The organism is Shinella curvata, assembly GCF_022899935.1.
In the GTDB taxonomy this organism is placed as follows: Bacteria; Pseudomonadota; Alphaproteobacteria; order Rhizobiales; family Rhizobiaceae; genus Shinella; species Shinella curvata.
Genome location: NZ_JALJCJ010000001.1, coordinates 245,573 through 269,955 on the forward strand (window position 1 = coordinate 245,573; position 24,383 = coordinate 269,955).

At 61.4% G+C, this 24,383-nt stretch carries 27 protein-coding genes and 3 tRNA genes; 15 read left to right on the top strand and 15 right to left on the bottom strand.

The window, feature by feature from the left end; all coding sequences use genetic code 11:
- The first annotated feature begins 138 nt into the window (after window positions 1-138).
- Genes MUU55_RS01205 through MUU55_RS01225 form a run of 5 tightly spaced genes read left to right on the top strand, consistent with a single transcriptional unit; the run spans window position 139 to window position 3,398 of the window.
- Window positions 139-603, top strand: coding sequence for a RidA family protein (locus MUU55_RS01205; protein ID WP_244758945.1), 465 nt, complete (start codon window positions 139-141; stop codon window positions 601-603).
- A complete protein-coding gene (locus MUU55_RS01210) occupies window positions 603-1,328 on the top strand; it encodes a glycerophosphodiester phosphodiesterase (protein ID WP_244758946.1) in 726 nt (241 codons plus the stop codon). The genes MUU55_RS01205 and MUU55_RS01210 overlap by 1 nt, the downstream gene beginning before the upstream one ends.
- Before the next feature lie 7 nt (window positions 1,329-1,335).
- A complete protein-coding gene (locus MUU55_RS01215; protein ID WP_425314123.1) occupies window positions 1,336-2,517 on the top strand; it encodes a GNAT family N-acetyltransferase in 1,182 nt (393 codons plus the stop codon).
- A gap of 15 nt (window positions 2,518-2,532) precedes the next feature.
- Window positions 2,533-2,952, top strand: coding sequence for an HIT family protein (locus MUU55_RS01220; protein WP_244758948.1), 420 nt, complete (start codon window positions 2,533-2,535; stop codon window positions 2,950-2,952).
- Window positions 2,952-3,398, top strand: coding sequence for a YqhG/Tai3 family protein (locus tag MUU55_RS01225; RefSeq protein ID WP_244758949.1), 447 nt, complete (start codon window positions 2,952-2,954; stop codon window positions 3,396-3,398). Before MUU55_RS01220 ends, MUU55_RS01225 begins: the two co-directional genes overlap by 1 nt.
- Here MUU55_RS01225 and MUU55_RS01230 read toward each other — a convergent pair.
- The 8 genes from MUU55_RS01230 to MUU55_RS01265 all read right to left on the bottom strand — a co-directional run bounded on the left by MUU55_RS01230 (window position 3,395) and on the right by MUU55_RS01265 (window position 10,556).
- The gene (locus tag MUU55_RS01230) at window positions 3,395-3,739 is read right to left on the bottom strand and encodes an AzlD domain-containing protein (protein ID WP_244758950.1); all 345 of its coding nucleotides are present in this window, start codon (window positions 3,737-3,739) and stop codon (window positions 3,395-3,397) included. The genes MUU55_RS01225 and MUU55_RS01230 overlap by 4 nt on opposite strands.
- The gene (locus MUU55_RS01235; protein ID WP_244758951.1) at window positions 3,736-4,476 is read right to left on the bottom strand and encodes an AzlC family ABC transporter permease; all 741 of its coding nucleotides are present in this window, start codon (window positions 4,474-4,476) and stop codon (window positions 3,736-3,738) included. Before MUU55_RS01235 ends, MUU55_RS01230 begins: the two co-directional genes overlap by 4 nt.
- A 72-nt stretch (window positions 4,477-4,548) precedes the next feature.
- Entirely contained in the window at window positions 4,549-7,062 is a 2,514-nt protein-coding gene (gene clpA / locus MUU55_RS01240) for an ATP-dependent Clp protease ATP-binding subunit ClpA (protein ID WP_244758952.1), read from the bottom strand.
- Window positions 7,063-7,071: 9 nt separating this feature from the next.
- Window positions 7,072-7,422, bottom strand: a complete 351-nt coding sequence (gene clpS, locus MUU55_RS01245; protein ID WP_244759840.1) for an ATP-dependent Clp protease adapter ClpS — start codon at window positions 7,420-7,422, stop codon at window positions 7,072-7,074.
- A gap of 279 nt (window positions 7,423-7,701) precedes the next feature.
- Window positions 7,702-8,055: a phasin family protein gene (locus MUU55_RS01250; RefSeq protein WP_244758953.1), complete on the bottom strand. Its 354-nt coding sequence runs from the start codon at window positions 8,053-8,055 to the stop codon at window positions 7,702-7,704.
- Window positions 8,056-8,546: 491 nt separating this feature from the next.
- Window positions 8,547-8,750 (bottom strand): DUF3126 family protein, encoded by a 204-nt coding sequence (locus MUU55_RS01255; RefSeq protein WP_117371167.1) that lies wholly within the window; start codon window positions 8,748-8,750, stop codon window positions 8,547-8,549.
- 96 nt (window positions 8,751-8,846) lie between these two features.
- Window positions 8,847-9,680 (bottom strand): serine O-acetyltransferase, encoded by an 834-nt coding sequence (gene cysE, locus MUU55_RS01260; protein ID WP_244758954.1) that lies wholly within the window; start codon window positions 9,678-9,680, stop codon window positions 8,847-8,849.
- A 90-nt stretch (window positions 9,681-9,770) separates the two neighbouring features.
- Window positions 9,771-10,556 carry an alpha/beta fold hydrolase gene (locus MUU55_RS01265; RefSeq protein ID WP_244758955.1) on the bottom strand — a complete coding sequence of 262 codons (786 nt, stop codon included), beginning with the start codon at window positions 10,554-10,556 and terminating at the stop codon, window positions 9,771-9,773.
- 215 nt (window positions 10,557-10,771) lie between these two features.
- On the opposite strand from MUU55_RS01265, the gene MUU55_RS01270 reads away from it, so the two are divergent.
- Together MUU55_RS01270 and MUU55_RS01275 are read left to right on the top strand one after the other, a co-directional pair.
- The gene (locus tag MUU55_RS01270) at window positions 10,772-11,020 is read left to right on the top strand and encodes a zinc-finger domain-containing protein (RefSeq protein WP_244758956.1); all 249 of its coding nucleotides are present in this window, start codon (window positions 10,772-10,774) and stop codon (window positions 11,018-11,020) included.
- Between the two features lie 22 nt (window positions 11,021-11,042).
- A complete protein-coding gene (locus MUU55_RS01275) occupies window positions 11,043-12,203 on the top strand; it encodes an FAD-dependent monooxygenase (RefSeq protein ID WP_244758957.1) in 1,161 nt (386 codons plus the stop codon).
- Window positions 12,204-12,242: 39 nt separating this feature from the next.
- On the opposite strand, the gene MUU55_RS01280 is transcribed toward MUU55_RS01275, so the two are convergent.
- Window positions 12,243-13,433, bottom strand: coding sequence for a cystathionine beta-lyase (locus tag MUU55_RS01280; RefSeq protein WP_244758958.1), 1,191 nt, complete (start codon window positions 13,431-13,433; stop codon window positions 12,243-12,245).
- Window positions 13,434-13,788: 355 nt separating this feature from the next.
- Between MUU55_RS01280 and MUU55_RS01285 the strand changes: the two genes are divergently transcribed.
- The 4 genes from MUU55_RS01285 (at window position 13,789) to MUU55_RS01300 (ending at window position 18,074) form a co-directional block, all read left to right on the top strand.
- Entirely contained in the window at window positions 13,789-14,817 is a 1,029-nt protein-coding gene (locus MUU55_RS01285) for an amino acid ABC transporter substrate-binding protein (RefSeq protein ID WP_244758959.1), read from the top strand.
- A gap of 97 nt (window positions 14,818-14,914) precedes the next feature.
- Window positions 14,915-16,123 carry an amino acid ABC transporter permease gene (locus MUU55_RS01290; protein WP_244758960.1) on the top strand — a complete coding sequence of 403 codons (1,209 nt, stop codon included), beginning with the start codon at window positions 14,915-14,917 and terminating at the stop codon, window positions 16,121-16,123.
- A gap of 1 nt (window position 16,124) precedes the next feature.
- Entirely contained in the window at window positions 16,125-17,279 is a 1,155-nt protein-coding gene (locus MUU55_RS01295; RefSeq protein WP_244758961.1) for an amino acid ABC transporter permease, read from the top strand.
- A gap of 18 nt (window positions 17,280-17,297) precedes the next feature.
- A complete protein-coding gene (locus MUU55_RS01300; protein WP_244758962.1) occupies window positions 17,298-18,074 on the top strand; it encodes an amino acid ABC transporter ATP-binding protein in 777 nt (258 codons plus the stop codon).
- A gap of 48 nt (window positions 18,075-18,122) precedes the next feature.
- Here MUU55_RS01300 and MUU55_RS01305 read toward each other — a convergent pair whose 3' ends face one another.
- Window positions 18,123-19,097 (bottom strand): GlxA family transcriptional regulator, encoded by a 975-nt coding sequence (locus MUU55_RS01305; RefSeq protein WP_244758963.1) that lies wholly within the window; start codon window positions 19,095-19,097, stop codon window positions 18,123-18,125.
- Window positions 19,098-19,380: 283 nt separating this feature from the next.
- On the opposite strand from MUU55_RS01305, the gene MUU55_RS01310 reads away from it, so the two are divergent.
- Complete coding sequence (locus MUU55_RS01310; protein ID WP_244758964.1) at window positions 19,381-19,830, top strand: BA14K family protein; 450 nt, start codon at window positions 19,381-19,383, stop codon at window positions 19,828-19,830.
- Between the two features lie 58 nt (window positions 19,831-19,888).
- Here the strand turns inward: MUU55_RS01310 and MUU55_RS01315 are convergent.
- The 5 genes from MUU55_RS01315 to MUU55_RS01335 form a co-directional block, all read right to left on the bottom strand.
- Window positions 19,889-19,965, bottom strand: a tRNA-Arg gene (locus MUU55_RS01315).
- A 9-nt stretch (window positions 19,966-19,974) separates the two neighbouring features.
- Window positions 19,975-20,280, bottom strand: a complete 306-nt coding sequence (locus MUU55_RS01320) for an ETC complex I subunit (RefSeq protein ID WP_244758965.1) — start codon at window positions 20,278-20,280, stop codon at window positions 19,975-19,977.
- Between the two features lie 128 nt (window positions 20,281-20,408).
- Window positions 20,409-20,485, bottom strand: a tRNA-Pro gene (locus tag MUU55_RS01325).
- A 92-nt stretch (window positions 20,486-20,577) separates the two neighbouring features.
- Window positions 20,578-21,075: a DUF192 domain-containing protein gene (locus MUU55_RS01330; protein WP_244758966.1), complete on the bottom strand. Its 498-nt coding sequence runs from the start codon at window positions 21,073-21,075 to the stop codon at window positions 20,578-20,580.
- On the bottom strand, window positions 21,075-21,653 hold the full coding sequence (locus MUU55_RS01335) for a cold-shock protein (RefSeq protein ID WP_244758967.1): 579 nt from the start codon (window positions 21,651-21,653) through the stop codon (window positions 21,075-21,077). The genes MUU55_RS01330 and MUU55_RS01335 overlap by 1 nt, the downstream gene beginning before the upstream one ends.
- 194 nt (window positions 21,654-21,847) lie before the next feature.
- Between MUU55_RS01335 and gloA the strand changes: the two genes are divergently transcribed.
- From gloA to MUU55_RS01350, 3 genes are all read left to right on the top strand, one after another.
- The gene (gloA, locus tag MUU55_RS01340; RefSeq protein WP_244758968.1) at window positions 21,848-22,288 is read left to right on the top strand and encodes a lactoylglutathione lyase; all 441 of its coding nucleotides are present in this window, start codon (window positions 21,848-21,850) and stop codon (window positions 22,286-22,288) included.
- 346 nt (window positions 22,289-22,634) lie between these two features.
- Window positions 22,635-23,972, top strand: a complete 1,338-nt coding sequence (locus MUU55_RS01345; protein ID WP_244759841.1) for a YcbK family protein — start codon at window positions 22,635-22,637, stop codon at window positions 23,970-23,972.
- 141 nt (window positions 23,973-24,113) lie between these two features.
- A tRNA-Glu gene (locus MUU55_RS01350) sits at window positions 24,114-24,188 on the top strand.
- Window positions 24,189-24,383 lie beyond the last annotated feature (195 nt).

Consider the following 24,383-nt stretch of genomic DNA (forward strand, 5'->3'; position numbering starts at 1 on the left):
CTTTCGGCAAAAGCGAGGCAATATCCACGCGATGCCATATTCATTTCCAACATTGCGACAGGCCTTGCCGCAATGCCCCTCACAGCCGCAGCGCGCCGTCCCTATCTATCAAGCCGGCGATCAAGAATGGAGACCGCAATGTCCGCTGAAATCGAAAAACGCGTCAAGGAGCTGGGTTACGACATTCCAGTGGCTGCGGCCCCCGCGGCGAACTATGTGCCCTTCGTCATCAGCGGCAACGTGCTTCACATTTCCGGCCAGCTCCCCATGCTCGATGGCAAGCTCGCGGTCACCGGTCATGTCGGCAAGGATGTTGACGTCCCTGGCGCCCAGAAAGCCGCCGAACTCTGCGCGCTCGGCCTGCTCGCCCAGGCAAAGGCCGCGCTCGGCGATCTCTCGCGCATCAAGCGCGTCATCAAGATCAACGGTTTCGTCGCCTCCACGCCCGATTTCGTCGAGCAGCACCTCGTCATCAACGGCGCCTCGAATTTCCTCGTCGGCGCACTCGGTGACGCCGGCAAACATGCACGCGCCGCCGTCGGCATGGCCTCCCTGCCCCTGAATGCCGCCGTCGAGATCGACGCCATCATGGAAATCGCCTGATGCACAAATTCAACTGGCTGACCGAGCGCCCGATTGCGCATCGCGGCTATCATGATCTCAACCGGGCCATCTGGGAAAACACCCTTTCGGCCTTCGCTCGCGCGGTCGAGGCCGGTTTCGCCATCGAATGCGACCTGCAATATGTCGCCGATGCCATTCCGGTCGTCTTCCATGACGATGACCTGAAGCGTCTTTGCGGCATCGAGGGTGACGTGCGCCAGCGCACCGCCGCCGAGCTCGGCCTGCTGACCATCGGCGGCACGGCCGACAAGGTGCCGACGTTGCGCCAACTGCTCGACCTCGTGAAGGGCCGCGTGCCGCTCGTCCTGGAGCTGAAGGGCCGCAAGGGCGACGACGACGGCTTCGCCATGGCCGTGCTCGACGCCATCGAGGGCTATGAAGGGCCGATCGCCCTGATGAGCTTCGACACGTGGCTGTTGAAGGATCTGAAGGAGATCGGCACCACACGCCCGGTCGGCCTGACAGCGGACGGCGCGCGACCGGAGAATTTTGCCGTGCATGAAGAGGCGATGCAGTACGGTCTCGACTTCATCTCCTATTACTACGGTCACCTGCCGAACGCCTTCATCAGCCGCCAGCGCGACCTTGGCAAGCAGGTCATCACCTGGACGGTGCGCGATGACGAGGCGCGCACGATCACGGCGCTCAACGCGGACCAGATGACCTTCGAAGGCTTCGATCCGCGCGAAGCCCTGACGGCCTGAGGTGACGGTGCGCATCCGCGTCGAAACGAGCTTTGCCGATATTTCGGCCGAAGACTGGGGGCGCCTCGCAGGCGCCTCCAGGGCGGATGCGCAAACGCCCTACAATCCCTTCGTCAGCCATGCCTTCCTGTCCTCGCTGGAAGAATCGGGCTGCGCCACGGCCGATACCGGCTGGCTCGGTCAGCACATGCTTCTGGAAAACGACGAGGGCGCCCTCATCGGCGCCCTGCCCGTCTATCTGAAAAACCACAGCCAGGGGGAATATGTCTTCGACCACGGCTGGGCCGATGCCTTCGAGCGGGCCGGCGGCAGCTATTATCCGAAGCTGCAGTCCTCCATCCCTTTCACGCCCGCCACTGGCCCGCGCCTCCTGCACCGGACCGATCAGCCAATCATCGAGACACAGGCAGCCCTTGCCGGCGGCCTGAAGGAACTCGCCAAGCGCCACGGCGTCTCCTCCGCCCATGTCACCTTCGTGCCGGATGCGGAAATCCCGGTCTTCGAGGCCGCCGGCTATCTGCACCGCACCGACCAGCAGTTCCATTTCGTCAATGACGGCTACGGCTCATACGATGCCTTTCTCGAAACGCTGGCGTCGCGCAAGCGCAAGGCGTTGAAGAAGGAGCGCCGGGCGGCGCTGGAGCACGGCATCGAAATCGACTGGATGACTGGCAAGGATCTGACCGAGGCGATCTGGGACCAGTTCTTCGCCTTCTATATGGACACCGGCAGCCGCAAATGGGGCCGCCCCTATCTCAACCGGGACTTCTACAGCCTGATCGGCGAACGCATGGCCGACGACATCCTGCTTGTCATGGCCAAACGCGACGGCCGCTATATCGCAGGCGCGATCAACTTCATCGGCGGCGACACGCTCTACGGCCGTCACTGGGGCTGCATCGAGGACCACCCCTTCCTGCATTTCGAGGTCTGTTACCATCAGGCCATCGATTTCGCGATCGCCAGGGGGCTGAAGCGCGTCGAAGCCGGCGCGCAGGGCGAGCACAAGTTGGCCCGCGGCTACCTGCCGACCATTACCCATTCCGCCCACTACATCACCCATGCGGGCCTGCGCCGCGCCGTTGCCGAGTATCTCGAGCGCGAGCGCAAGGACGTGGAGATGATGGGCGACTATCTGGCCGAACACGGCCCCTTCCGCCGCGGCGAACACAACAACGAGACAGAGTGAGACCGGGAGACGAGCATGAGCTACGACACCAACAACATTTTCGCAAAAATCCTGCGCGGCGAAATCCCCTCGCACCGCGTCTATGAGGACGAACACACATTCGCCTTCATGGATGTCATGCCGCAGGCAAACGGCCACACGCTCGTCATCCCCAAAACCCAGTCGCGCAATATCCTCGATGCCGATCCGGAAACGCTGGCCCGCCTGCTGCCCGTCGTGCAGAAGGTCGCCGTCGCGGCCAAGGAAGCTTTCGAGGCCGATGGCGTGACGGTCATCCAGTTCAACGAACCGGCCGCCGGCCAGACCGTCTATCACCTGCATTTCCACGTCATCCCGCGCGTTGAAGGCCTGCCGCTCAAGCCGCATACCGGCACGATGGAAGACCAGGGCGTGCTTGCGGCAAATGCCGAAAAACTCCGCAAGGCACTGGCGTGATGGCTGCCCTCACCCGCCGCACCCTCCTGCTCGGCCTCGCCAGCGTCGCGCTGGCCGCAGCCCTGCCGGCGTTTCCCGTCTTTGCGGCCGAACGGCCGGAGCAGATCATCGAGAAGGTCTATGCGTCCTATGCCAATGACGGCAACGGCCCGCAGGACGTCCCCTATCTGGCGGATGTCGCCGAGCAGCTGTCGGGCGAAAACCATCCGGGCTTCGATTTCTTCATCGACGCGCAGGATTTCGACAAGGTCTCTGCCGTCGTCACGCTGGTTTCGGAGAGCGACAAGGATGCCGTTGTACGCGCCGAGATGACGAATTTCGGCACGACGAAGACGGTTGAGATCGACTTCGTGAAGAACGGCGGCGCCTGGAAGATCGGCAATGTCCGCTATCCCGTCGCCGGCGGCTTTGATCTTCGCCAGAGCCTCGGCCTCAGCGCGCTCTAAGCGCCGATTATCGCAAGTCCCGCGGCCAGGAAGGCAATGGCCGCGGCAATGCCCAGAATCTGGCGGAAGCGGCCGCCGAAGAAGAAAAAGAGCGCACCGGCCAGCACCGCGCCCAGCCGCAGCCAGAGCGGCGAGCTTTCCAGCGTTCCCGTCGGAAAGAAGATCAGCTTGGCGATGACGGCCGCCACCAGCGCCGTAGCAACCGCCCGCACCCAGTTCAGCACTTCGGACTTTTCATCGATGCGGTTGCCTGCAATCACGCCGGACCAGCGCCAGAAATCCGTGGCGAGCCAGCCGGCAATGGCGATGTAGATATAGGGCCAGGGACCTTCGAAGCTCATCGCTTTCCCTCCCTCTGCCGCAACATCCGTTCTCCCAACCAGGCGAGCGTGCCGCCGATGATGCCGGTGAGCAGGATGTCGTATTCAGGCGCAATCACCGCGAAGAGATAGCCGAACGCAAGGCCGATGCCGAGCGCCCAGTAGATCACGCGGTGGCGCGCGGAAATCCAGATCGAGGTCAGGAAATAGACCGGCGTCAGGAAGAACAGGCAGCCGGAGACGATGGGCGGGAATTCCGAGACCGCGCCATAGACGAGACCGACCAGCACGATGTTGGTGAGCGTCAGCGTGATGCCGAAGCCCGCGAAGAAGGCCACGCGGCCGTAACGCGGCACGTCGCGCACATGTTCCATGGCAAAGACCCAGGCGGTGATGGCGACGAAATGCGAGACGATGAGCAGGAGCCAGGTCGGCGTCCGACTGGTGCGGATTTCCGGGATCAGCGCAGCCACCATCGGCATCATGCGCACGGAGGAAAGCGTCACGGCCAGGAACGCCGTCGCGATATGCGCACCCGACAGCATGGAGCCGACAAGGATAACTTTTGCCGGCAGTGCCCAGACCATGCCGGTCATGAACATGACCTGCCCGACCGGGATTTTCGCCTCCGCGGTGAAGGCGGCGAAGCCAACGAAGGAGAGCATGAGGATGATTGCCGGCAGGCTGAACAGCCCGCGCATGCCGATAAGGAACCAGTGGGTGTGCGAATTGTGGTCTGGCGCGGTCTCGGCAGTCATCGATATCTCGGGATCATCGGCAAAAAGAAAGCCGGGCAGTTTCCTGCCCGGCCTGTATCATTTGTAAAGCCGTTATTTCTTGCGTGGCACCTTCGGAACCGCGCCTGACGATTTGCGTGGCGGCTCGTCCTTCGGCTCCGGAGCCTTGGCTTCCGCAGCCTTCTTGGACGACTTGGCCTTGGCGGGTGCCGCTTCGGCGGCCACCGTTTCCTTGGCCTTGCGGGGCTTGGCCTTCTTGGCGGCAGCCTCTTCCACTTCAGCCTTTGGCTTGATCGGCGCGGTTTCCGGCACGGCGTCGAGAATCAGGCCCTTCGAGCCGTCTTCCTTCGGGCCGACGGAGACGCGCACGACGCCACCCTTCTTGAGCTTGCCGAAAAGGATTTCGTCGGCGAGCTTCTTCTTGATGTTTTCCTGGATGACGCGCGCCAGCGGGCGGGCACCCATCTTCTCGTCGTAGCCCTTCTCGGCCAGCCAGGCGATTGCTTCCTGCTGCAGGTCGAAGGTGACGTTGCGCTCGGCAAGTTGGGTTTCCAGCTGCATGACGAATTTCTGCACGACCTGATGGATGACCGGCGTCGGCAGCGAGCCGAACGGGATGATCGCATCGAGACGGTTGCGGAATTCCGGCGTAAACAGGCGGTTGATCGCCTCCATGTCCTCGCCTTCGCGCTTGGACGAGCCGAAGCCGATGGCGGCCTTGGCCATGTCGGAAGCGCCCGCATTGGTCGTCATGATCAGGATGACGTTACGGAAGTCGATCTTCTTGCCGTTATGGTCGGTCAGCGAGCCGTGATCCATGACCTGCAACAGGATGTTGTAGAGGTCCGGATGCGCCTTCTCGATTTCGTCGAGCAGCAGCACGCAATGCGGATGCTGGTCGACTCCATCGGTCAGAAGACCGCCCTGGTCAAAGCCGACATAGCCTGGAGGTGCACCGAGCAGACGCGAGACCGTGTGCCGCTCCATGTATTCCGACATGTCGAAGCGCAGCAGTTCCACGCCGAGCGAGCTTGCAAGCTGCTTGGCGACTTCCGTCTTGCCGACGCCCGTGGGGCCGGAGAACAGGTAGCTGCCGATCGGCTTGTTCGGTTCGCGAAGGCCAGCCCGGGCAAGCTTGATCGCCGATGCCAGCGCTTCGATCGCCAGATCCTGGCCATAGACCACCGAGCGCAGTTCCTTCTCCAGGTTGGAGAGCACCTGCTCGTCATCCTTGGACACGGTCTTGGCCGGAATGCGGGCCATGGTAGCGATCGTCGCCTCGATCTCCTTTTCGGTGATCAGCTTGCGACGCTTGCCGGCAGGCAGCAGCATCTGGGCCGCACCGGTCTCGTCGATCACGTCGATCGCCTTGTCCGGCAGCTTGCGGTCGTTGATGTAGCGGGCCGACAGTTCGACGGCGGTCTTGATAGCTTCGTTGGAGTATTTCAGCTTGTGATACTCTTCGAAGTAGGGCTTCAGGCCCTTCATGATCTCGATCGTGTCGTCGATGGTCGGCTCGTTCACGTCGATCTTCTGGAAGCGACGGACAAGCGCCCGGTCCTTCTCGAAGAACTGGCGGTATTCCTTGTAGGTCGTCGAGCCGATGCAACGGATCGCACCGGAAGACAAAGCCGGCTTCAGAAGATTGGACGCATCCATCGCACCACCGGACGTGGCGCCGGCGCCGATGACCGTGTGGATCTCGTCGATGAACAACACCGCACCCGGATAGTCCTCGAGTTCCTTGACGACCTGCTTCAGGCGCTCTTCGAAGTCGCCGCGATAGCGCGTGCCGGCAAGCAGCGTGCCCATGTCGAGCGAGAAGATCGTGGCGTCCGCCAGCGCTTCCGGCACCTTGCCTTCGATGATGCGCTTGGCGAGGCCTTCGGCAATCGCCGTCTTGCCCACGCCCGGATCACCCACGTAAAGCGGGTTGTTCTTGGAGCGGCGGCACAGGACCTGGATCGTGCGATTCACTTCGGCATGGCGGCCGATCAGCGGATCGATCTTGCCGTTGCGGGCCTTCTCGTTGAGGTTGACGCAATAGGCGGTCAGCGCGTCCTGCTTCTTTGCGGGTTCTTCCTGCTCGGAGCCTGCACCGCGCGTCTGCTTCTGCTCGTTTTCAGGCTCTTCCGAACCGCGCACCTTGCGCTCCTCGGAGGAGCCGGGGCGCTTGCCGATGCCGTGCGAGATGAAGTTGACGGCGTCGTAGCGCGTCATCTCCTGCTCCTGCAGGAAATAGGCAGCATGGCTCTCGCGCTCGGCGAAGATCGCGACGAGCACGTTGGCACCGGTCACCTCCTCGCGGCCGGAGGACTGGACATGGATCACCGCGCGCTGGATGACGCGCTGGAAGCCGGAAGTCGGCTTGGAATCCTCTTCATAGCCCGTAACCAGATTGGCGAGGTCGTGATCGACATAATCGGTGACGGTCTTGCGCAGCACGTCGAGATTGACGTTGCAGGCGCCCATCACGGCGGCAGCGTCGCCGTCATCGATCAGCGCGAGAAGCAGGTGTTCCAGCGTTGCATATTCGTGGTGGCGCTCGTTTGCGTAGGTCAGTGCCTGGTGGAGCGCCTTTTCAAGGCTTGCAGAAAATGTTGGCACGGTCGTTCCTCATTTCTTTTCCATGACACATTGCAGCGGATGCTGGTGCTGGCGGGAGAAATCCATCACCTGTGTCACTTTGGTTTCGGCAACCTCGTAGGTAAACACGCCACACTCGCCTACGCCATGATTGTGCACATGCAACATGACCCGTGTGGCCGCTTCACGGTCCTTCTGGAAGAAACGTTCCAGAATGTGGATCACGAACTCCATGGGCGTATAATCATCGTTGAGAAGCAGCACGCGGTACAGGCTCGGCTTCTTCGTCTTAGGCTTCGTGCGGGTAATGACGGAAGTGCTGCGACCGGGAGTGCCGCCGCTCTCATCACCATCCTGCATTGTGACCCGTCTCACAGTCATCTTCGTGGTCATTCCCTGATTACGAGTCCTTTACGACCACTTCCTTCGTGGCGCGTCGTTCGGCTGAGGTAGCCTTTGGACCTGTTATCTAATGTTTCGTCACACGATTGTAAGACCCCTGCTTCGCACTGCAATCATAATCGCCGGCTGTCCGAAGGAAATAGCGAAATTTGCTGCCCCTGCGTCAGCCTCGCGCAACCTCCAAAACGCGAAACGGCCGGCCGCGGTTGCCCACGGCCGGCCGATAAACGTTATACGCGTACGCTCTGCTGAAAAACCTTAGGCGGCGACGGCCGATTTGGCAGCAGCGGTGGCCTTGGCGACCGGTGCTTCATAGGGCTTGTAGGCGCCCTTGGCGAGGTCGGCATACATTTCGCTGAGCTTCGTGGCTTCGGCGACGAAACCTTCATAGGAGGACTTCACGAACGCGGTCTGGAGCTCGACAGCAGCTTCGACGCTCTTGACGCCGGACAGCTTTTCGAAGTGAGCAAGGCCGTTTTCGAAGGACTTCTTGTTGAAGTCGGCGGCCTCGGTGGCAATAGCCTGCCAGCCTTGAGCAGCCGTCGTGTAGCTCTTCACGAACGTGTCCACGGCTTCCTTGCTCTTCTTGTTTGCATCGTCAAAATTGAACATCGAAGTCTCCTTTGGATCCCGGTGGTATGGTCCGAAATCTATATGCGGCGCACAAAAAAGTCAACGAAATGGTGCGGCGCAATATTTTCCAGCCAAAGCAACACCTTGCGCGATAGGTATGATTATTGGCGTTGAGAAAAGCCAAGCTGTCGCAAAACAATAATAAACTGCGTTGGAACCAGAACAGCTTGGGTGAATTGCGGCCTTTGGGCAGGCATCAGGCCCCACCACTCCGCTCGCGCGCGGTTTTTCCCATTCGCAATGATGACACGCTGACTGCCACGGACGCCCACCCTTCCCTCGACGTCATCCTCGGCCTTGAGCCGAGGATCCATGCCACATGCGAGGCGGTACGGATGTATGGATCCTCGGCTCAAGGCCGAGGATGACAGAGGAGAGGCAGGCGTCCTTGGGGAACAGTCGGGGCCAGACACGAAAAAGCCCGGCGCGAAGTGCGGCCGGGCCTTTGAATTCCAGCAATGTCCGAGAGATCACAGATCGATGTCGAGGATAGCCATGGAGAAATTGTAGGAGAGTTCGCCGTCCTCGTCGTCGCGGAACACGACGCCCAGGAACTCATCCGCAAGATAGACCTCGGCCGATTCATCCTTGCGCGGACGCGCCTTGATGACGATCTCCTTGTTGATGTTGCGCTTGAAGTAGGCCTCGAGCTTCCTGATTTCTTCCGGCTTCACGACATGTCTCCGTCAATGATTTGATGTGCCGCGCTTCTCGCACCTGCTCTGGAGCCTGTAAACCCTCGAAGTCCGATGCGTATCGACTTTTCCGCCTCATAGATCGTAGTCGAAGGCTGCCAGCAGCTGGTCCATGGCGCGCGACGGCTCGTTGCAACCCGCCTCTCCGACGACCTTGGCCGGCACGCCGGCAACCGTCGATTTTGGCGGAACCGGTTTCAGCACCACGGAGCCGGCGGCAATGCGCGAGCAATGGCCGATATGGATGTTGCCGAGGATTTTCGCACCTGCGCCGATCATGACGCCATCGCCGATCTTCGGGTGGCGGTCGCCGCCCTCCTTGCCGGTGCCGCCGAGCGTCACATTGTGCAGGATCGAGACATTGTCGCCGATGGATGCGGTTTCGCCGACGACGAGGCCCGTCGCGTGATCGAGGAAGATGCCCTTGCCGATATGGGCGGCCGGGTTGATATCCGTCTGGAACACGCTGGAGGAGCGGCTCTGGAGATAGAGCGCAAGGTCACGCCGGCCGCTGTTGTAGAGCCAGTGCGCGATGCGGTGCGTCTGGATGGCGTGGAACCCTTTGAAATAGAGCACGGCATCCAGGAACCGCAGGCATGCGGGGTCGCGGTCGTAGACCGCCTGGATATCGACGCGCAGGATGCTGCCCCATTCGGGCCAGTCTTCCAGCATTTCGTCGAAAATCTGATGCAGGAGATTGGCCTGCAGGTCCGGATGGTCGAGGCGCTCACAGACGCGATGGATCACGCTTTCCTCCAGCGAGCGGTGGTTCAGCACCGTCGAATAGAGAAAGGCCGCCAGCAGCGGCTCGGCCTGGGCGGCAACGCGGGCTTCCTCGCGCAGGCTGTCCCAGATCGGATCCATGGCCTTGAGCTTGTCGCCGGCCCTGAGTTCATTCGTCGCGACCATCGCCGCACTCCTTCATCATCTACAGGACCCTATATAAAGCAAAGCACGCCCGAGCGGAATGGCCGGACGCGCTTTGTCGCAAACGGGGTCTCAGCGCGCGCCGATTTCCGTATAGAAATCCAGCACGGCGCGTTTGAAAACCTTGTCGCCGACGGCCAGCATATGGTCGCGACCGGGGATGTCGAGAGCGCGGGCATCCGGCATAAGCGCCGCCAGTTCCTGCGGGCTTCCGGCGATATCGTCCTTCGTACCGACGCCGATCAGCGCGGGCACGTCGATGCGGCCCATGTCCTCCACGGTCAGGAGATCCCGCGACGTCATGATGCAGGCGGCAAGCGCCTGGCGGTCGGACTTCGTCTGCTCGGCGAAGGCGCGGAACATGCGGCCGCGCTCATGGGTCACGACATCGAGTGACGGCGCCAGCAGCGCGTCGGCGATCGGATCCCAGTCGCCGACCCCTTCCACCATTCCGATGCCGAGCCCGCCGAAAACGACGGAGCGCACGCGGTGCGGATGGGCAAGCGCCATGAAAGCGGTAATGCGCGCACCCATGGAGTAGCCGAAGACATGGGCTTCGGGAATGCCGAGATGGTCGAGCATGGCTGCCACATCGCCCGCCATCAGCGGCGGCGTATAGAGCGCCGGATCATGAGGCTTGGCGCTGGCACCGTGGCCCCGGTTGTCGAGGGCGATCACGCGGTAGCCGGCATCGCCCAGCGTCTTCAGCCAGCCGGGAAACACCCAGTTGACATTGGCACTGGAGGCAAAGCCGTGGATCATGAGCACCGGATCACCCGACGGGTCGCCCTCGTCGAAAAAGGCGAGCTCCAGGCCCTCATGGGTGAAACGGGAAAAGGGCGGGGGATCAAGGTTCATCGCAGGCCGTCTTTCGTTTTCTCGACCCTGCTCATACTGCCCTTTGCCCGCGGAGAAAACGGTTGCGGCACGGAAATCTGCCTCACGTTTAGTCGCCAATGATTGAAATCGATGCCGATTTCAATCATTGGGGCCCGCGACGGTTTTGCATCTACACATTTGACCGGAAGGCGACTATGGTCCGCGCCAGAAAACGGACTTCCACGGAGCATGATATGGCTGGGCACAGCATTCCCCATTTCCAGAACGACGGCGGCCATGGTGTCATCGAGATCAGCGTGAAGGAATTCATGTGCGTCGGCGCCTCAGTGCCTTACGACCACCCGCATGTCTTCCTCGATATGGGCGACGACAACGAAAAGGTCTGCCCCTACTGCTCGACGCTCTACCGCTACAATCACGCCCTGAAGGCCACGCAGACGGAACCCGCCGGCTGCACCTTCACCAACCAGGCGGCGGCGTGACGGCCCGAAGGGCCGCACCATCATGTCTTCGGCAACATCAGCAACCATCGTCGGCGCCGGCATTGCCGGCCTGACAACAGCCCTTGCGCTCGCCCGCAAGGGCATCTCTTCTCATATTCTCGAGCAGGCCTCTACCCTCGAAGAGGTCGGCGCCGGCCTGCAACTCTCGCCGAACGCCTCACGCATCCTCGCCGATCTCGGCTTGCTCGACGCGTTGAGCGCCCGCTGGAACGAGCCGGATCATATTTCACTCGCCTCGGGGCACACGCTTTCCCCCCTCACGTCCGTCCCCGCCGGCAAGACGGCCCGCAGCCGCTGGGGATCCCCCTACGGCGTCCTCCACCGGGCGTCGCTCCAGGCTGTCCTTATCGATGCGGTGCGCCAAAACCCGCTCTGCACGCTGATGACGGGCCAGCGAATCGAAGGCGCCCAGTCCGCTCAGGCCATCGCACCCTCGGACCTGCTGATTGCCGCCGATGGTGTCTGGTCGCGCCTGCGTCAGGCCGTGCCGGGCGCTCTGCCCGCCCGCTATTCCGGCAATATCGCCTGGCGCTTTCTGGTTCCCTACGGTCTCGCGCCCGCCTTCCTCAATCCGCGCACGGTAACGGCCTTTCTCGGCCCATATGCCCATCTCGTCGCCTATCCGCTGGCGGAGATGCAGGCCTTCAATATCGTCGCCATCCATGCGCAGACGGATGCGCCACCGGAAGGCTGGACGCGCAAGGGCGATGCCTTGACGCGCGGCCGTCTTCAGGAGGCCTTCGCCGGCTGGCATGCCGGTATCCGCCATCTCATCGAGGACGCGCAAAATCCCATCGCATGGCCGCTATTCGGCTGCCCGGATGGTGCCTGGACGGATGGAAAAAACATGGTGCTGATCGGCGATGCCGCCCACGCCATGACGCCCTTCGCAGCACAGGGCGCCGCCATGGCGATCGAGGATGCCGCCCTCTTGGCAAATCGCCTCGCCGGCACCACCGAGATCGGACCGGCTTTGCGCCGGTTCGAAAAGGAACGCCGGGAACGCGTCGCAAAGGTTCGCAGCCGCGGCGCCTTCAATCGCTTCGCCTATCACGCCCGCGGCCCGGTCGCGCTTGCCCGCAATCTCGTGCTTTCGCTGCGCAAGCCGGAGCAGTTGGCCGGCGATCTGGACTGGCTCTACGGCTACCGCACACCGGATTGAACCCCTCACCCGGCAAACCGGATGAGGGTATTGTCAGCGTTAGACGGCGCGCGCCGCGGCCAGTCCACGCTCGATATCCGCCTTGATATCCTTCACGTCCTCGAGGCCGATCTGCAGGCGCAGCACCGGACCTTCTTCCGGACCCTTGGCGACGCGGCGGTCGTTCAGGTTCACATGCACTGCAAGGCACTCGAAACCGCCCCAGGAATAGCCGAGACCGAAGATGCCGAGCGCATCAAGGAAGGCATGCGCCTTGGCCTTGTGGCGCTCCGGCGCGCCGCCGTCGAGCACGATGGAGAAGATGCCGCTCGATCCCTTGAAGTCGCGCTTCCACAGATCGTGGCCCGGAAAACTCGGCAAGGCCGGATGCAGCACGCGCGACACGTCCTCGATACCTTCCAGCCAGCGCGCCAGCTCCAGCGCGCTTTCCTGATGCCGCTCCAGCCGCACTCCCATGGTGCGCAGACCGCGCAGCACCTGATAGGCGTCGTCGGGCGAGGCGCAGGTACCGAGCGTGATCTGCGTCTCGTGCAGCTGCTCCCAATGGGCGGCATTGGCGGAGACGGTTCCGAACAGCACGTCGGAATGACCGGCGGGATATTTCGTCGCCGCGTGGATGGACACGTCGACGCCGAAATCCAGCGGCTTGAAATAGAGTGGCGTCGCCCAGGTGTTATCCATCGTAACGATGGCGCCATGTTTGTGCGCGACAGCGGCGATCGCCGGGATATCCTGCATCTCGAACGTGTTGGAGCCCGGCGCTTCCGTATGCACGAGCTTGGTGTTCGGCTTGATCAGGGCCTCGATGCCCGCGCCGATCATGGGGTCGTAATATTCGACCGCCACGCCGAGGCGCTTCAGCATCGTGTCGCAGAAATGTCGCGTCGGATGATAGACCGAATCCACGATGAGCGCGTGATCGCCGGACGAGAGATAGGCGAGGAACGGCACGGTGACCGCGGCAAGGCCCGACGGCACGAGAATGGTGCCGGCAGAACCTTCCAGCGCGTCGATCGCCGCACAGAGCGCATCCGTCGTCGGAGTGCCCCGTGTGCCATAGGTGTATTTCTGCGCCCGGTTCTCCATTGTCGCGGCATTCGGGAAAAGCACGGTGGAGGCGTGCACGACCGGCGGATTGACGAAACCGTGATAGTCCGCCGGGTCGTTGCCGGCATGGGCAAGGCGGGTGTTCACGCCGGCGCCGGCGAGGATTTCGTCTCTGTTTTTCATGGGGATCGATCCGGGAAATGCGATGGTTGTGTCTGCGCCGACTTTTCGCCAGCCGGCCCGCAAGGTCAACCCCACAGATGACGAGGTCGCACCATCCAAAGCGCTTCAAATGTTCAGAGCGCGGAAATTTTGAGCGATTTACTGCACAATTCCCCGGATTTTTGCCCAAAACGGCGTCAGATGCTGACAAATTTAGGTTACCGGCCGGAAAATGGGGCGGGTCACTTGACCCTGTGAAAATTTGAGCATGAGATAAGCAACCTCGCGCCGGGAGGGTGGCGAGTTCCGCAGCGTGATCGTCGTGATCGCGTGACCCGCGGACAAAACAAAGACAACAGAAAAAGGTTGTGAAAAAATGGCAAAAAAAATCGTGACAGCGCTCGTCGGCGCTGCCGTGCTGGGGCTTGGCGCAACGGCTGCTCAGGCAGACACGCTTTCTGACGTGAAGGCCAAGGGCTTCGTGCAGTGCGGCGTGAACGGTTCGAACCTCGCCGGTTTCGGTGCGCAGGATTCGGCCGGGAACTGGGCCGGTCTCGACATTGATATCTGCAAGGCCGTGGCCGCTGCCGTCTTCGGCGATGCCACCAAGGTGAAGTTCACTCCCCTTTCGGCCAAAGACCGTTTCCCGGCCCTCCAGTCGGGTGAAATCGACCTGCTCGCCCGCAACACCACCTGGAGCGTCAGCCGCGATTCGCAGCTCGGCTTCGATTTCCGCGCCGTGAACTACTATGACGGCCAGGGCTTCATGGTGAAGAAGGAGCTCGGCGTAAAGTCGGCGCTCGAACTCTCCGGCGCCTCCGTCTGCGTGCAGTCCGGCACCACGACGGAACTGAACCTCGCCGACTACTTCCGCTCCAACAACATGGACTTCAAGCCGGTCGTTTTCGAAGCGCAGGATGAAGCCGACGCCGCCTACAATGCCGGCCGTTGCGATGCCTACACGACCGACGCTTCGGGCCTCTACTCGATCCGCCTGAAGATGGCCAACCCGGACGACCATATGGTTCTGCCGGAAATCATCTCCAAGGAGCCGCTCGGCCCGGCCGTTCGCCAGAACGACTCCAAGTGGTTCGATATCGTGACCTGGTCGCACTACGCAATGGTCGCCGCCGAGGAATTCGGCATCACGACCGCAAATGTCGAAGAGATGAAGAAGTCCGCCAACCCGGATATCAAGCGCTTCCTCGGCGAAGAGGCTGACTCGACCATCGGTGCCGACCTCGGCCTGCCGAAGGACTGGGCCGTGCAGATCATCAAGGCCGTCGGCAACTACGGCGAATCCTTCGAGCGCAACGTCGGCGAAGGTTCCCCGCTCAAGATCGCCCGCGGCCTGAACGGCCTGTGGACGAAGGGCGGCCTGCAGTACGCACCGCCGATCCGTTAAGCCACGGTCAAACGTGACGACCGGGAGGGCGCATAAACGCCCTCCCCTTTAAAACAAACGCCCGGCAAACAGGGCGAACCAACGTCAGGGGAAATGCATGGCTCTTGCGGATGCCCGAACAGGGTCCGGCGAACCGCCGAAGGTATCGCTGCTTTACAATCCGGCGCTCAGAAGCGTCGTCTATCAGGTTGTCACGCTGGTCGTGATCATCGCCGCCGTCTGGTATGCCTGGAATAACGTCGTTCAGAACCTCGCCCGCGCCAACATGACGGCCGGCTTCGGCTTCCTAAACAGCCGCGCCGGTTTCGACCTTGCGCAGACGCTGATTTCCTATTCCAGCGACTCGACCTATTTCCGCGCGCTGCAGGTCGGCCTCCTCAACACGCTCGTGGTCGCCGCCGCCGGTATCGTCACCGCGACGATCGTCGGCCTGCTCGTCGGCGTCGGGCGCTTGTCGCACAACTGGCTCGTCGCGCGTCTCTGCACGGTCTATGTGGAAGTCTTCCGCAACATCCCGCCGCTGCTCGTCATCTTCTTCTGGTATCTCGGCGTCCTGGCCCTCCTGCCCTCGATCCGCACGATCTTCCAGCACCTCAAGGAAGACCCCGACGCCGTATTCTTCATTTCGAATCGCGGCATCTACATGCCCGCGCCCGTTTTCGGCGAAGGCTTCGGTGTCGTGTTCGTCGCGCTGCTGATCGGCATCGTCGCGGCCATCGCCTTCACGATCTGGGCCAATGCGCGCCAGCGCGCCACGGGCCAGCGTCCGCCGGTTCTCTGGGTCAATCTCGCCCTTATCGTGCTGTTGCCGCTTGCCGTCTTCATCGTCATGGGCCAGCCCCTGACGCTCGATTATGCGGTGCCCGGCTCCTTCAACATGAAGGGCGGCATGGTCATCGGGCCGGAATTCCTGGCGCTCTATCTGGCACTGTCGCTCTATACGGCCTCGTTCATCGCCGAGATCGTGCGCGCCGGCATCCGCGGCGTCTCGCACGGCCAGTCGGAAGCGTCCTATGCGTTGGGCCTGCGCCCCGGCCAGGCGACCCGCCTCGTCGTGCTGCCGCAGGCGCTGCGCATCATCATTCCGCCACTCACCTCGCAATATCTCAACCTCATCAAGAACTCCTCGCTCGCGGTGGCCGTCGGTTATGCCGATCTCGTCGCGGTCGGTGGCACCATCCTCAACCAGTCCGGCAAGTCGATCGAGATCATCTCGATCTGGATGCTGATCTATGTCTCGATCAGCCTCATCACGTCGCTGTTCATGAACTGGTTCAATGCCAAGATGGCCCTGGTGGAGCGCTGATATGACCGAGAGCATTGTTTACGTCCGCGACCGGTTCCTTCAGCAGGAAAAACCGCCGGCGTCCGAAAAGTCGGCCTATGCCTGGATCCGCAACAATCTGTTCGCGTCCTGGAAGGACAGCATCCTGACGATTATCGCCATTACGGCAATCGTCCTGTACGTGCCGAAAGCGCTGAACTGGCTGTTCTTCTCCGCCGTCTGGACCGGCACGGACCGCGTGGCCTGCCTGACCGTCGAACAAGGCGGACAATTGCCGGCCGGCTGGAGCGGCGCCTGCTGGGCCTATGTGAACGACCGCTTCGTACAGTTCATGTTCGGCTCATATCCACGCGACGAGCTGTGGCGGCCACTCCTTGTACTTGCAATGTTCGTCGCGCTGCTGGTGCCCTTCCTCATGCCGAAGGTGCCGCGCAAGGGGCTGAACGCGCTTCTGCTGCTGGTCGTCTTCCCGATCGTCTCCTTCTTCCTGCTGATTGGCGGGGTCTTCGGTCTGCGTCACGTGGAGACGTCCCTGTGGGGCGGGCTGATGGTGACGCTCATCATCTCCTTCGTCGGCATCGTTTCCTCGCTGCCGATCGGCATTCTGCTGGCGCTCGGCCGCCGGTCGAGCATGCCGATCCTCAAGACGGCCTGCGTGGTGTTCATCGAGCTGATCCGCGGCGTGCCGCTGATCACCGTTCTCTTCATGGCAAGCGTGCTTCTGCCGCTCTTCCTGGAGCCGGGCAACAATATCGACAAGTTCCTGCGCGCGCTGATCGGCGTGTCGATTTTCGCATCCGCCTATATGGCGGAGGTCATTCGCGGCGGTCTTCAAGCCATTCCGAAAGGACAATATGAAGCGGCCGATGCTCTTGGTCTAAACTACTTCCACAAAATGACCTTCATCGTGCTACCGCAGGCCATCAAACTCGTGATCCCCGGTATCGTGAACACCTTCATCGGCATGTTCAAGGATACGTCCCTCGTCACGATCATTTCGATGTATGACCTGCTCGGCATCGTAAAGGCGAGCTTTGGGGATTCGGGCTGGATCACACCGGTCACGCCGCTGACGGGCCTGATCTTCGCCGGCTTCACATTCTGGATATTCTGCTTCGGCATGTCGCGCTATTCGGCCTTCATCGAACGCCGCCTCGACAAGAGCCACAAGAGATAAGTGAGAGGAAACACACATATGGCCAACCAAGCCCAGGCGCAAAAGATGACGGTATCGGCGACGGATGTCGCGGTCGAAATCACCAACATGAACAAGTGGTACGGCGACTTCCACGTTCTGCGCGACATCAATCTCAAGGTCATGAAGGGCGAGCGCATCGTCATCGCCGGCCCGTCGGGCTCCGGCAAGTCGACGATGATCCGCTGCATCAACCGCCTGGAAGAGCACCAGAAAGGCTCGATCGTCGTCGATGGCATCGAGCTCACCAACGACCTGAAGAAGATCGACGAAGTGCGCCGCGAAGTCGGCATGGTATTCCAGCACTTCAACCTCTTCCCGCATCTGACGATCCTGGAAAACTGCACGCTGGCACCGATCTGGGTGCGCAAGATGCCGAAGAAGGACGCCGAGGAAGTGGCGATGCACTATCTGAAGCGCGTCAAGATCCCGGAGCAGGCCCATAAGTATCCGGGCCAGCTTTCGGGCGGCCAGCAGCAGCGCGTGGCGATCGCCCGTTCGCTCTGCATGAAGCCGAAGATCATGCTGTTCGACGAGCCGACCTCGGCACTCGATCCGGAAATGGTCAAGGAAGTGCTCGACACGATGGTGTCGCTGGCCGAGGAAGGCATGACCATGCTGTGCGTGACGCACGAAATGGGCTTTGCCCGTCAGGTCGCCAACCGGGTCATCTTCATGGACCAGGGCCAGATCGTCGAACAGAATTCGCCGGCCGAGTTCTTCGACAATCCGCAGCACGAGCGCACGAAACTGTTCCTCAGCCAGATCCTGCACTAAGCGGATCGGCAACGAGACACGGAAAGGCGGGCTCTCGGCCCGCCTTTTTCATTTTGCCCGCAGCTCAGCCCTGAGTTTCAGCGGGCTTGCGCCAAAATGATTGCGGAAGGCGCGTGAGAAGGCAGAGAGGCTGTCGAAGCCGCTGCGCAGCGCCACCTCCTGCATGGAGAGCGGTGTGTCGCGCACCATGCGCTGGGCCGCCGTCAGCCTGAGCCGCAGATAATATTTGCCTGGTGCGGTCCCAAGCCCGTTGGTGAACAGCGTTTCCAGCTTGCGTGTCGAAAAGCCGAGCCGGCGGGCAAGGGCCGCGATGGTCAACGGCCGGTCGATCGTGCGCTCCATCAGGCGTATGGCCGAGGCAAGCTCCGGCTGGTGCTCGCCCAGCCGCCCGAGCGAGACGAGCGGTTGCGCATCCGTTGCCGCATGGGTCTGATCATAGACGAAGACGCTTGCCACATCGAGCGCCACGGCCGAACCGAAACGCTCGCGCACGAGATGCAGCATCATGTCGAAGGTCGGCGACGCGCCGCCGGAGGTCCAGAGCGGCCCGTCGGTGACGAACCGGTCGGCACGCACATTGAGTGCGGGAAAGGCCGCCGCAAAGTCCTCCAGCTCCTCCCAGTGCGCCGTCGCATCCCGCCCGTCGAGCAGGCCGGAGCGCGCCAGAAGCCAGCAGCCCGATTCGATACCGGCAACGACGCCGAACCGGCGCGCGATCTTCTTCAACCGGGCGACAAAGCTGCGATCCGCGTGACGATCCTGGTTAAAGCCGGCGATCAACAACAGCGCGTCGCCGCTCGTTACGTCGGCAAAATCGCCGTCGACGCGGATCTCCACACCACACGTCAGTAGCACTGGCCGCCCCTGTGGCGAGAGGATTTTCCAGCGGAAAACCGGCTCCGGCACGACGCGGTTGGCCGCGCGCATCGGGTCGAGCACCGAAGCCAGCGACATGATGGACGATTCCGGCAAGAGCACGATCGTCACGTGCAGTGGAGCTTGTTTTGGCGCTTCTTCATCCATGTGGAAATAGTTAAAAAAGATGCGTTTTATGTCAATCGAGAAAACGCCGTTCGGGCATGATCGGCGGCACAGGAGATCTGGAGATGCAGCCGGATTGTGGTGAGAGCCCCTGTACCCCGAACACCCTGATCCGCAATTTTACCGGAACGGGTTGGCGAGCCGACAAGGCGGACCAACCCGTTTTTTTTGCCTTTTCCATTTTGAAATCAAACCTTTTGCAAAGGTGCAGGAACAGACCCCGACCTTAGGCGTTCTAGTTTTGAACAACACGAAAGGTTCTCCCATGTTGAAGCTCAAGACAGGCCTTGTCGCCGGCGCTCTCTCCCTGATGATGGCTGTCACGTCAGCAATCCCGGCGCAGGCGATCACCTTTGCCCGCGTGCCCGTTCCGGAAGCAACCGCAGTCGAAAAGGTGCAGTACCGTTATGAACGTCGCGAACGTCGTGCGGACCGTCGCGAATACCGCCACGACCGGCGCGCCGAACGGCGCTGGCATGGTCACCATGGTTATCGCTACGCCCGTCCCGGTTACCGTCGCCACTCTGACGGCTTCTGGTATCCGCTCGCCGCCTTCGGTCTGGGAGCTGCCATCGGCGGCGTGATCGCCAACCAGCCGTCAGCCGGTGGCTCACATGCGCAGTGGTGCGCAAACCGCTATCGCTCCTACCGCGCCTACGACAACACGTTCCAACCAAACTACGGCCCGCGCAAGCAGTGCGTCTCGCCCTATTGAGGCTGAGCGGATCACGAAAAGACAAAGGGCAGCCAACCGGCTGCCCTTCTCTACGCAATGGCGACCCCTGCAGGGCTCGAACCTGCGACATTCTGCTTAGAAGGCAGATGCTCTATCCAGCTGAGCTAAGGGGCCTGACGGACCTCAGTGTGTCCAGGGCTGCATGCGATTGAAGCGGAAATTGTCCGGATAGGCGCAACGCTTGCGCGTGGCTTCCTTCGGCTCGATCAGGCGGAATTCGATGCCATTGCGCTCGGCGTAGGCAATCGCCTCTTCGCTGGTCTCGAAAGACAGCTTGACCTGCTGGTACATGTCGCCGGAGCTCGTATAGCCCATGATCGGGTCGATCGTCCGCGGCGCTTCAGCGTCAAACTCCAAAACCCAGAGGTTGGACTTTGCCTTGCCGGACTGCATGGCGGTCTTGGCGGGACGATAGATCTTCGCGGTCATCGAAGTGGCTCCAGAATTCTCGCATAAAGGCACGCCGTTCCGCCGGCGCGCGTCCGAGAATGCATAACCCAGATTCCGTAAAGGGGGAATGACCGGAAGAGCATTTGGCATCGAAACGCCCGCCGGACTGGTCGGAGTGGAGAGATTCGAACTCCCGACCCTCTGGTCCCAAACCAGATGCGCTACCAGACTGCGCTACACTCCGTCCGTCCCGGCGATGGCGGAGATACACGCATCCGCCCGATGCCGCAACAGCTAATGGCAGGTTTTCCCGTTTCCTGAGAGGATTTGCGCGGCCTATTTCGCCTTACGCAGCGAATCTATCAATTCGTTCTGCACGCGGTTGCCTGAACGGATGCCGAGGCGTTTCACCGTGCCACCGGTGAGTTCCAGCACATAGTCGATCGGTCCCTGCGAATCGATGATCGCCTCGGAGAGCGGCTCGGCGTTCTCCTTGATGGCACGCACCTTGCCGTCCTTGCCGATAAACAGCATGTCGAGCGGGATATAGGTGTTCTTCATCCACATGAAGACCTGGCGCGTCTCGCCGAAGGCAAAGAGCATGCCCTTGTCATCGGCCATTTCCTGGCGGTTCATCAGACCCTGCTCGCGCTGGCGCGGTGTCACGGCAAGCTCCACCGCAAAGGCATGGCTCTTGCCGTCCTTGGTGACGATCGTCAGCGGCTGGATATCAAATTTTTCCTGCGCGAAGGCAGGGAGCGAGAGGCAAAGAAAAAGCGCCAAGAGGGCGCTTACCAGGCGCGCGAAGCCGAAATTCCGCGCCGAATGCCGCATCAATGCGCTCTATTGCCAGGAACAGGCATGTCAGGGTGAATCTCGGCGGCCATGAGACCCTTGTCACCATCGCCAAAACGCACCAGCACGACCTGTCCGGGGCGAAGCTCCGTCAAGCCGAAACGCCGCAGCGTCTCCATATGAATGAAGATATCCTCGGTGCCCTCGCCGCGTGTCAGGAAGCCAAAACCTTTTGTGCGGTTGAACCACTTGACGAGAACGCGCTCGAGCCCGCTGGACGGCGTCACCTGCACATGGGTCTTGACCGGCGGCATCTGCGAGGGATGCACAGCCGTGGACTGGTCCATGGAAAGTATGCGGAACGCCTGGTAGCCGCGGTCGCGTCTCTGAATGATGGCGACAACGCGCGTCCCCTCGAGAACCGTCTGGTAACCGTCGCGGCGCAGGCAGGTAACGTGCAGCAGAACATCCTGCATGCCATTGTCGGGCACGATGAAGCCGAAACCCTTGGCGACGTCGAACCACTTGATGACGCCGGTGATCTCGATCAGATCGACAGCGTCGCTGCTCTGGTCATCACGCTCTGTGATTTCCTTTGAAGACACTCTGTCCACCATGACCTGCCAGCCCCTCGATTACGCGTCACATGAGTTACGGTTAACTGATTCTTGAGGATCAGAATAACATTGTCCCGATGCGAATGCGCAAGCCCCTTTGAAAGTTTTGCTGGCTGCATTGGTAGGCTTCAAGGCTTGCCTCAAGCTGACAAAAACCTCATCTTTTCGCGATTCCACATTTCGAGGATATTCCAATGCGTTATCTCCACACGATGGTCCGCATCAAAGACATCGACACGTCGCTGCACTTCTACTCCACGCTTTTCGGGCTTGAGGAAGTGCGCCGTTACGAGAATGAAAAAGGCCGGTTCACGCTGATTTTTCTCGCGGCCCCAGAGGATGTGGCAACGGCGCGTGAAAATGCCGCCCCTTGCCTGGAACTCACCTATAACTGGGACACCGAGGACTACGCCGGCGGACGCAACTTCGGCCATCTCGCCTACGAGGTCGACGATATCTATGCCCTCTGCCAGAAACTCATGGACAATGGTGTGACGATCAACCGCCCGCCTCGCGACGGCCACATGGCCTTTGTGCGCTCGCCGGACGGCATCTCCATCGAAATCCTCCAGAAGGGCGAAAACCTGCCGCCGGCCGAACCCTGGGCCTCGATGGGCAATACGGGCGCCTGGTAAGGCTTCCTTGACGCAAGCCCCGGGCAAAGCTTGCGCCTTATATTCCGTCCAATGAACCATCGTTTCGCCGTATTTGACCGGAAATTCTTGCACTTCCGGTCAAATCGCCAGCGTGAGGGGCGTCCTGGCCGTTATTTAAGCCGGATTGTTTCCGTTTAGCGTTTACGGCTTCTTTCGCGTCGGCCTTTACACGGAAGGCCGAAACGATAACATCGCGGCAGCTGCAGTCCGACCCTTGGCATTATCAGGGTCTTTGCCTGCGGTTGCGACTGTTTGAAGATATGGCCCGATCGGCGGCAAGACCGGGGGCCCGAACGTCGAAAGCGGGGGAAAGCCTTTGCAGGACATGCAAGGAAAGTGGCTCGGCCTGAAGACGCTGCGGTATGGATTGCTGCTGGCCGTTTCGGTTGCCACACTCTCGGGCTGCGTTTCCGCAGTCTCCAACGATATGCGCGCGGATGTGAAACCTGCGCAGGAAAGCGACGAAACCGTCGCAGATGCCGGCATGGACGAGACCACGACGCCGGTTACGGCCGCGTCGACGGGCAATGGCACCACTGCCGATGCATCCACAATGGCGGACACCCGCCAAACCGCCGCCATGACCGGCCAGCAGGGTGAAGTCGACAGCGACAGGGCGGGTCTCGTCATGCAGTCGACGACGCTGAATGCCGGCCGTTCGAGCATCTATTCCAACGGCACGCAGGCCGTCGCCACCAGCAACGCCTATGCCACGCAGACGGGCAGCGGGAACGCCGCCGTCAACAGTCTTTATGGCGGCTCCGGTGCGCAGGCCGCCGACCAGTCGGGACGGCTGCCGGTCGAGGACATGCCACCGGTCGATTCGTCCACCCAGCAACAGCAACCGCTCGAAAACCTCGGCGACGAGCAGGCCGTCGTGTTGCCGGAGACGGTGCCGATCCCGAAATCCGCGCGCTTGGCGCTCGTTGACGAAGCGGCAAGCGGCAATGCCGCAGAGCTGGCTCTTTCCGAGGAGACGACCGACAGCGCAACCGGCTCCGTGCCGGAAACCTCGGCTCAGGCTTCGCTCGCCGGAACACAGACGAAGAACCAGCCTCGCAAGACAGTGACGCTCGCCTCGCTCTTCAGCGGCAAGCGCGATGCGAAGGCGCAGTTCGACGGCGAGGGTTTTTCCGCGCAACCGCGCCGGGTTCTCAATCGCGACACAGCCGGCTCGACGCAAAAGGCGTCGCTTGGCAGCCTGCCCGGCGTCACCTCCGGCAGCTCTCTGTTCTCGAACGACCATTCCGAAGCTGAAGAAGTCGAGGATGGCGCGCCACAGTTCAAGGAAGTGGCCTCGCTTGCCGGCCTCGCACGCCTGGCGCCGAACGGCCTCTGGCTGCAGACCGACAAGGTGAAGACAGGCTGTTTCAAGCCGGAACTGCTGCAGGTCCTGAAGACGATCGAGAAGCACTACGACAAGCCGATCATCGTCACCTCGGGCTTGCGCGACGTGAAGGTCAGGCGCGCCAAACAATCACTGCACACACGTTGCGAGGCGGCGGACATTCAGATCGCGGGCGTTACGAAATGGGAACTGGCCGACTATCTGCGCAGCATGCCGGGCCGCGGCGGTGTCGGCACCTATTGCCATACCGAATCCGTGCATATCGACGTCGGCCCTGAGCGCGACTGGAACTGGCGCTGCCGCCGGCGCAAGTGATCCATTGATCGCAAGCTGTTGGAAACCAGGGATTTTCCATCTTGGCAAAGCCGCCCTCGGGCGGCTTTTCATTTTTTTGTCACAACCGCTTTTTCCTGCTTGCGGAAGGCAAAACGCCCTTCTATAAGACGCCCACCGCACGCGCCCTTCGTCTATCGGTTAGGACGCCAGGTTTTCATCCTGGAAAGAGGGGTTCGACTCCCCTAGGGCGTGCCACGGTTCCCTCCCCGAAATCGTTGTTTCTGTTCACGGAAAGCCGCTCCGTTTCCGCCTTTGAAAAAGTTGCAGCGAACGCGATTTTTCATCTTGCGCATCTGCCCGGTCCCGACTAGAAGACGCCCACCGCACGCGCCCTTCGTCTATCGGTTAGGACGCCAGGTTTTCATCCTGGAAAGAGGGGTTCGACTCCCC

What these genes read in the sequence shown, in the direction of transcription:
- MUU55_RS01205 (WP_244758945.1), top strand. Translation starts at nt 139, where the DNA reads ATGTCCGCTGAAATCGAAAAACGCGTCAAGGAGCTGGGTTACGACATT.
- MUU55_RS01210 (WP_244758946.1), top strand. Translation starts at nt 603, where the DNA reads ATGCACAAATTCAACTGGCTGACCGAGCGCCCGATTGCGCATCGCGGC.
- MUU55_RS01220 (WP_244758948.1), top strand. Translation starts at nt 2,533, where the DNA reads ATGAGCTACGACACCAACAACATTTTCGCAAAAATCCTGCGCGGCGAA.
- MUU55_RS01225 (WP_244758949.1), top strand. Translation starts at nt 2,952, where the DNA reads ATGGCTGCCCTCACCCGCCGCACCCTCCTGCTCGGCCTCGCCAGCGTC.
- MUU55_RS01230 (WP_244758950.1), bottom strand. Translation starts at nt 3,739, where the DNA reads ATGAGCTTCGAAGGTCCCTGGCCCTATATCTACATCGCCATTGCCGGC.
- MUU55_RS01235 (WP_244758951.1), bottom strand. Translation starts at nt 4,476, where the DNA reads ATGACTGCCGAGACCGCGCCAGACCACAATTCGCACACCCACTGGTTC.
- clpS (WP_244759840.1), bottom strand. Translation starts at nt 7,422, where the DNA reads ATGACTGTGAGACGGGTCACAATGCAGGATGGTGATGAGAGCGGCGGC.
- MUU55_RS01250 (WP_244758953.1), bottom strand. Translation starts at nt 8,055, where the DNA reads ATGTTCAATTTTGACGATGCAAACAAGAAGAGCAAGGAAGCCGTGGAC.
- cysE (WP_244758954.1), bottom strand. Translation starts at nt 9,680, where the DNA reads ATGGTCGCGACGAATGAACTCAGGGCCGGCGACAAGCTCAAGGCCATG.
- MUU55_RS01265 (WP_244758955.1), bottom strand. Translation starts at nt 10,556, where the DNA reads ATGAACCTTGATCCCCCGCCCTTTTCCCGTTTCACCCATGAGGGCCTG.
- MUU55_RS01270 (WP_244758956.1), top strand. Translation starts at nt 10,772, where the DNA reads ATGGCTGGGCACAGCATTCCCCATTTCCAGAACGACGGCGGCCATGGT.
- MUU55_RS01275 (WP_244758957.1), top strand. Translation starts at nt 11,043, where the DNA reads ATGTCTTCGGCAACATCAGCAACCATCGTCGGCGCCGGCATTGCCGGC.
- MUU55_RS01280 (WP_244758958.1), bottom strand. Translation starts at nt 13,433, where the DNA reads ATGAAAAACAGAGACGAAATCCTCGCCGGCGCCGGCGTGAACACCCGC.
- MUU55_RS01285 (WP_244758959.1), top strand. Translation starts at nt 13,789, where the DNA reads ATGGCAAAAAAAATCGTGACAGCGCTCGTCGGCGCTGCCGTGCTGGGG.
- MUU55_RS01290 (WP_244758960.1), top strand. Translation starts at nt 14,915, where the DNA reads ATGGCTCTTGCGGATGCCCGAACAGGGTCCGGCGAACCGCCGAAGGTA.
- MUU55_RS01295 (WP_244758961.1), top strand. Translation starts at nt 16,125, where the DNA reads ATGACCGAGAGCATTGTTTACGTCCGCGACCGGTTCCTTCAGCAGGAA.
- MUU55_RS01300 (WP_244758962.1), top strand. Translation starts at nt 17,298, where the DNA reads ATGGCCAACCAAGCCCAGGCGCAAAAGATGACGGTATCGGCGACGGAT.
- MUU55_RS01305 (WP_244758963.1), bottom strand. Translation starts at nt 19,097, where the DNA reads ATGGATGAAGAAGCGCCAAAACAAGCTCCACTGCACGTGACGATCGTG.
- MUU55_RS01310 (WP_244758964.1), top strand. Translation starts at nt 19,381, where the DNA reads ATGTTGAAGCTCAAGACAGGCCTTGTCGCCGGCGCTCTCTCCCTGATG.
- MUU55_RS01320 (WP_244758965.1), bottom strand. Translation starts at nt 20,280, where the DNA reads ATGACCGCGAAGATCTATCGTCCCGCCAAGACCGCCATGCAGTCCGGC.
- MUU55_RS01330 (WP_244758966.1), bottom strand. Translation starts at nt 21,075, where the DNA reads ATGCGGCATTCGGCGCGGAATTTCGGCTTCGCGCGCCTGGTAAGCGCC.
- MUU55_RS01335 (WP_244758967.1), bottom strand. Translation starts at nt 21,653, where the DNA reads ATGGTGGACAGAGTGTCTTCAAAGGAAATCACAGAGCGTGATGACCAG.
- gloA (WP_244758968.1), top strand. Translation starts at nt 21,848, where the DNA reads ATGCGTTATCTCCACACGATGGTCCGCATCAAAGACATCGACACGTCG.
- MUU55_RS01345 (WP_244759841.1), top strand. Translation starts at nt 22,635, where the DNA reads ATGCAAGGAAAGTGGCTCGGCCTGAAGACGCTGCGGTATGGATTGCTG.